Here is a 5,443-nt window from a genome sequence, read left to right as displayed (position 1 = left end):
CGGGACCGCTGCCCTGCGCAGCGGTCCCGGCCCGTCCGTGCGTGAGCCGTCGTTCCGGGGCGCGCCGTCCCGGCGGGGACGGGCGCATCCGATCCGGCGAGCTCCGGGGAAGCGCTTGTGACCGGTCGTCGGAGCGGCTACCGTAAGGGATGGTGAACGTTCACGACGAGCGGGCCCTCCAGGTCGCGTCGCCGAGCGTCCACGGCCGACGACGCCCGCCCCCATCGAAGGATCCCGCACCCATGAGCACCTCCTCCACCCCGTTCCGCTGGGCCGTCCTCGGCCCCGGGGCGATCGCCCGCCGCTTCGCCTCCCAGCTGCCCGACTCGGCCGAGGGCGTTCTCGTCGCCGTCGGCAGCAGCTCGCCCGAGCGGGCCCGCGCCTTCGCGGAGGAGTTCCCGCTCGAAGGGCCCGCGCTCGTGGGCGACTACGAGCAGGTCCTCGCCAGCGACGAGGTCGACGCCGTCTACGTCTCCACCGTGCACACCGGCCACGCCCGTCTCGCCGCCGCCGCCCTCGAGGCCGGCAAGCACGTGCTCGTCGAGAAGCCGCTGACCCCGAACTCCGGCACCACCATGGCGCTGCTCGACCTCGCCGCCCGCTGCGGGAAGGTGCTGCTCGAGGCGTACATGTACCGCTTCCACCCCCAGACCGTGAGGGTCCTCGAGCTCGTGGCCGAGGGCGCAATCGGCGAGCTCGTCCACGTCGACGCCTCCTTCGCCTTCGACACCGGCTCCCGCAGCGGCCGCCTCTTCGACACCGCCACCGCCGGCGGCGGGATCCTCGACGTGGGCTGCTACCCGCTCTCGCTCGCCCGCTTCGTGGCCGGCGCCGCCGCGGGCCGTCCCTCCCTCGAGCCCGCCTCGCTCACCGGCCGCGGCACGATCGGGGAGACCGGGGTCGACGAATGGGCCGTCGCCGAGCTGAGCTTCCCCGGCGGCGCGACCGCCTCCCTGCGCACCGGCGTGCGCCTGGCCGATCCGCAGTCCGCGACGATCACCGGCTCCCGCGGCGTGATCCGCCTGTCGGACCCTTGGGGCCTCGGCGAGGAGCAGGTGATCGAGCTCGATGTGGTGGGGGAGGAGCCGCGCCGGCTCGAGATCCCCCGCGCCTCCGCCTACGCGCTGGAGGCCGATGCGCTCGTCCGCGCGGCCCGCGAGGGCGGTGAGGTCCCCGAGCTCACCGCCGAGAACTCGCTCGGCCAGGCCCGGGCCCTGGACGCCTGGCGCGAGGAGCTCTCGCTGCGCTTCCCCTTCGAGGCCGACACCGCCGACATCCCCACCCTCACCGGCCGGCCGCTGCAGGCCGGCAGCGTGCCCACCGGCGCCGGTGTGCCCATGGCCTACGGCAGCATCCCGGGCGTGGACAAGCAGGTCTCCCGCCTCGTGATGGGCTGCGACAACCAGATGAACCTCGCCCACGCCTCGGCGATGTTCGACGCCTTCTTCGAGATGGGCGGCACCACCTTCGACACCGCCTTTATCTACGGCGGCGGGTACATCGAGAAGCTCGTGGGGCAGTGGATCCGCAATCGCGGCGTGCGCGAGGACGTCGTGATGATCACCAAGGGCGCGCACACCCCGTACTGCGATCCCGAGTCGATCACCCGCCAGCTCGAGGAGTCCCTCGAGCGGCAGGGCACCGACTACGCGGACCTGTACATGATGCACCGCGACAACACCGACATCCCCGTCGGCGAGTTCGTGGACGTCATGGACGAGCACCTGCGCGCGGGCCGGATCCGCGCCTACGGCGGCTCGAACTGGACCCCGGAGCGGGTCGACGAGGCCAACGCCTACGCGAAGGCCAACGGCCGCACGGGCTTCACCATCCTCTCCAACCACTTCGGCCTCGCCGAGGCGCTGGACGTGCCGTGGGCGGGCTGCGAGCACGCCACCGATCCGGACTCCAAGGCCTGGCTCGAGGAGCGGGGCATCGCCCTCCTGCCCTGGTCCTCCCAGGCCAGGGGCTTCTTCACCGGCCGCGCCCACCCCGAGGACCGCTCGGACGCCGAGCTCGTGCGCTGCTACTACAGCGACGAGAACTTCGAGCGCCTCGCCCGCGCGGAGGAGCTCGGCGCCGAGCGCGGCGTGCCCGCCACCGCGATCGCGCTCGCCTTCGTGCTGCACCAGCAGTTCCCGACCTTCGCCCTGTTCGGGCCGCGCAGCATCGGCGAGATGCGCTCCTCGACCCTCGGACTCGGCGTCCAGCTCAGCGCCCAGGAGATGGCCTGGCTCGACCTGCGCTCCCCGTCCCGATGAGCAGGCCGGGCCGGCGGGCGACGATCATCGACGTCGCCGCCCGCGTCGGGGTCTCGCGGCAGACGGTCTCGCGGGCGCTGAACGACATGCCCGGCATCAGCGGCGAGACCCGCGAGCGTGTGCTCGCCGCCGCGAAGGAGCTGAACTACCGCCCCTCCCGCTTCGGGCGGGGACTGGTCGAGCAGGGACCGACGACGCTCGGCCTCGTCGTCGGCCGGCTCTCGAACACCTACTACGCGGAGCTCGGTGCGGCCGTGGTGCGCGCCTGCGCCCCGCACGGCTGGAACGTCGTCCTGGCCGAGGCGGACGACGCCCCGCAGCCCGAGAAGGTCGCCGCGGACCTCTCGCGTCGCGTGGACGCGCTGGTCGGCTACGGCGTGGCGACCGCCGGGATCCGCGGCGGCGGCATGCCGATAGTGCAGGTCGACGGCACGCCCGAGCAGATCGACCAGGCCGGCGTGCTCGAGCTGCCGCGCACGGAGGCGATGGCGGACCTCGCCGAGCACCTGCGGGAGCGGGGCGTGCGGCGCCCCGTCGTGCTCGACCACGGTACGAAGGAGACCGACGAGCGCACCCGCGCCCTCGTCGGCGCCCTGTCCGGCCTCGCCCCGGGCGGGGAGGTGCCCGTGCGCACCGTCCACCCCCACGAGGGGCACGAGGAGGCGCTGCCGGAGCTCCTCGCCGGGGGCACCGACGCGCTGGTCGCCTTCAACGACGAGCTCGCCGTGCGGATGCTGCGCGCCCTGCGCCGCTCCGGCATCGAGGTACCCTCCCGGGTGCGCGTGACCGGGGTGGACGGCCTCGAGATCTCGACGCTGGTCTCCCCGGAGCTGACCACGCTCGCCCTGGACATCGACCGCGTCGCCCGGGAGGCCGTCGAGCTGGTCGCCGGGATGCTCGAGGGGACCGTGCCGCTGCGGGGCGAGGAGGCCCACCGCCGGGTCGACTACCGGCTCGTGGTGCGCGAGTCGACCTGAGCGCCCCGCGGGCGGGACCGCAGGGCGGGGCCCCGCGCCCGACGGGCGCATCCGCCCCCGGCTGCTGCGATGTTGCGCACGCCGCACCGCGAGCCCTCGCCCCGCCCCGCCCCGGCGTGGCAGACTGTGACGGCGGTTCTGGTTCACGGCGCCCGCCGGGCACCGACCCAGCGACCCCGAGCAAGGAGAGACATGAAGGCTGACATCCACCCCGCATACGTCGAGACCCAGGTGACCTGCACCTGCGGCAACACGTTCACCACCCGCAGCACCAAGACCGACGGCGCCATCAGCACCGAGGTCTGCTCCGCGTGCCACCCCTTCTACACCGGCAAGCAGAAGATCCTGGACACCGGCGGCCGCGTCGCCCGCTTCCAGGCCCGCTACGGCAAGAAGAACTCCTGACCGGAGTGTCAGCGGCGAGGGTCACGGTCGCCTGCGCGGCCTGATCCACGCACAGCAGGTCTCCGACGCCGGTGCGCGCCCCAGGGCGTGCACCGGCGTCGTCGCGTGCAGGCGGGATCTGCAGGAACCGGGGAAGAGCACGGATGAGCGAGCACGAGGACGGCGACCGACTGGCCACCCTGCGGCGGGAGCACGCCTCCCTGCAGGAGTCGATGGCGGACCCGACGCTGCACGACGACCCGGTCCGGGCCCGTCGCGTCGGCCGGCGCTATGCGGAGCTCGAGGGGATCCTCGAGGCCGCGGGCCGAGTGTCCTCCACGGCCGATGACCTCGCCACCGCCCGTGAGCTCGCCGCGCTGGGGGAGGACGACGAGGAGCTCGCCGCCGAGACCGAACGGCTCGCCGAGCGCCTCCAGGCCGAGCGCGCGCACCTCGAGGACCTGCTCGCCCCCCGTGACCCCGATGACTCCCGCGACGTGATCCTGGAGATCAAGGCGGGCGCGGGCGGCGAGGAGTCCGCGCTGTTCGCCGCCGAGATGCTTCGGATGTATCGCTCCTTCGCGGAGGCCCGCGGCTGGCGCACCGAGGTGCTGACCTCCTCGGAGACCGAGCTCGGCGGCCTGAAGGACGTCACCGTCGCGATCGCCGCCCGCGGCGCCGGCGCACCGGGAGAGGGCGTCTACGCACACCTCAAGCACGAGGCCGGGGTGCACCGCGTCCAGCGGGTCCCGGTCACCGAGTCCCAGGGCCGCATCCACACCTCCGCCGTCGGCGTGCTGGTGCTGCCCGAGGCGGACGAGGCCGACGAGTCCGAGCTGCTGGCCGAGGCGATGGCGCCCGCGAACCTGCGCATCGACGTCTTCCGCTCCTCCGGCCCCGGCGGCCAGAGCGTGAACACCACCGACTCCGCCGTGCGGATCACGCACGTGCCCACGGGACTGGTGGTCTCCTGCCAGGACCAGAAGAGCCAGCTGCAGAACCGCGAGCAGGCCCTGCGGATCCTGCGCACCCGGCTGCTGGACGCGCGCCGCGCCGAGCAGGAGGCGGCCTCCTCCGCCGCGCGCCGCTCCCAGGTGCGCACCGTCGACCGCAGCGAGCGGATCCGCACCTACAACTTCCCCGAGTCGCGGGTCGCCGACCACCGCACCGGCTACAAGGCGAACAACCTCGCGCAGGTCCTCGCCGGCGACCTCGGCGAGCTGATCGACTCCTCCCGCCGCGCCGAGCGCGAGGCCCGGCTGGCCGAGGCGGCCCGCGAGGGCACGGAGGACCCGGCATGAACGGCACGGCGGAGGGTGCCGAGCAGACCCGGCCCGACGGCGGGAGCTCCGGCGGCCCGACACCGGGTGGAGAGGCTCCCGGGGGAGGGACCCCCGGAGGACGGACGCGCCTCCGCCTGCGCGCCGCCCTCGCCGGGACCACCGCGCGCCTCGGCGCGGCGGGCGTCCCCTCGCCGAGCGTCGACGCCCGGGCGCTGATCGCCCACGCCGCACGCACGGACCGGCCGCTCGTCCTGCTCGACGAGCTCCCGGAGGACTTCGACGCGCGCCTCGAGGCCGCGACCGCACGGCGCGAGGCGCGCGAGCCGCTGCAGCTGATCCTCGGCAGCGCCCCGTTCCGCCGCCTCGAGCTGCGGGTGCGCCCCGGCGTGTTCATCCCGCGTCCGGAGACGGAGCTCGCCCTGGACCTGCTGCGCGAGCACGCGAGCGGGCCGCTCGAGCAGATCGTGGACCTCTGCACCGGCAGCGGCGCGCTCGGCGCGGCCGTGCTCGACGAACCATCGCCCGCGGATGACCGTCC

The 5,443-nt window shown here is 74.4% G+C and carries 4 protein-coding genes and 1 pseudogene; all 5 read left to right on the top strand.

The genetic code is table 11. The annotated features are described in order from the left end of the window. Positions 1 to 242: 242 nt before the first annotated feature. Positions 243 to 2,261: an aldo/keto reductase gene (locus HMPREF3159_RS00240; RefSeq protein ID WP_070499022.1), complete on the top strand. Its 2,019-nt coding sequence runs from the start codon at positions 243 to 245 to the stop codon at positions 2,259 to 2,261. After that, complete coding sequence (locus HMPREF3159_RS00235) at positions 2,258 to 3,238, top strand: LacI family DNA-binding transcriptional regulator (protein ID WP_070499021.1); 981 nt, start codon at positions 2,258 to 2,260, stop codon at positions 3,236 to 3,238. The genes HMPREF3159_RS00240 and HMPREF3159_RS00235 overlap by 4 nt, the downstream gene beginning before the upstream one ends. Positions 3,239 to 3,430: 192 nt before the next feature. Beyond that, the gene (gene rpmE / locus HMPREF3159_RS00230; RefSeq protein WP_010549604.1) at positions 3,431 to 3,643 is read left to right on the top strand and encodes a 50S ribosomal protein L31; all 213 of its coding nucleotides are present in this window, start codon (positions 3,431 to 3,433) and stop codon (positions 3,641 to 3,643) included. A 143-nt stretch (positions 3,644 to 3,786) separates the two neighbouring features. Then, positions 3,787 to 4,923 carry a peptide chain release factor 1 gene (gene prfA, locus HMPREF3159_RS00225; RefSeq protein ID WP_070499020.1) on the top strand — a complete coding sequence of 379 codons (1,137 nt, stop codon included), beginning with the start codon at positions 3,787 to 3,789 and terminating at the stop codon, positions 4,921 to 4,923. Beyond that, positions 4,920 to 5,443, top strand: a pseudogene (locus tag HMPREF3159_RS00220) (peptide chain release factor N(5)-glutamine methyltransferase); the annotation flags it as partial. The gene prfA and the pseudogene HMPREF3159_RS00220, both read left to right, overlap by 4 nt.

It is taken from the genome of Brachybacterium sp. HMSC06H03 (assembly GCF_001807385.1).
Classification (GTDB): Bacteria; Actinomycetota; Actinomycetes; order Actinomycetales; family Dermabacteraceae; genus Brachybacterium; species Brachybacterium conglomeratum.
Note: the sequence above shows the minus strand (reverse complement) of the source record. Positions and strands in the feature narration are given on the sequence as shown.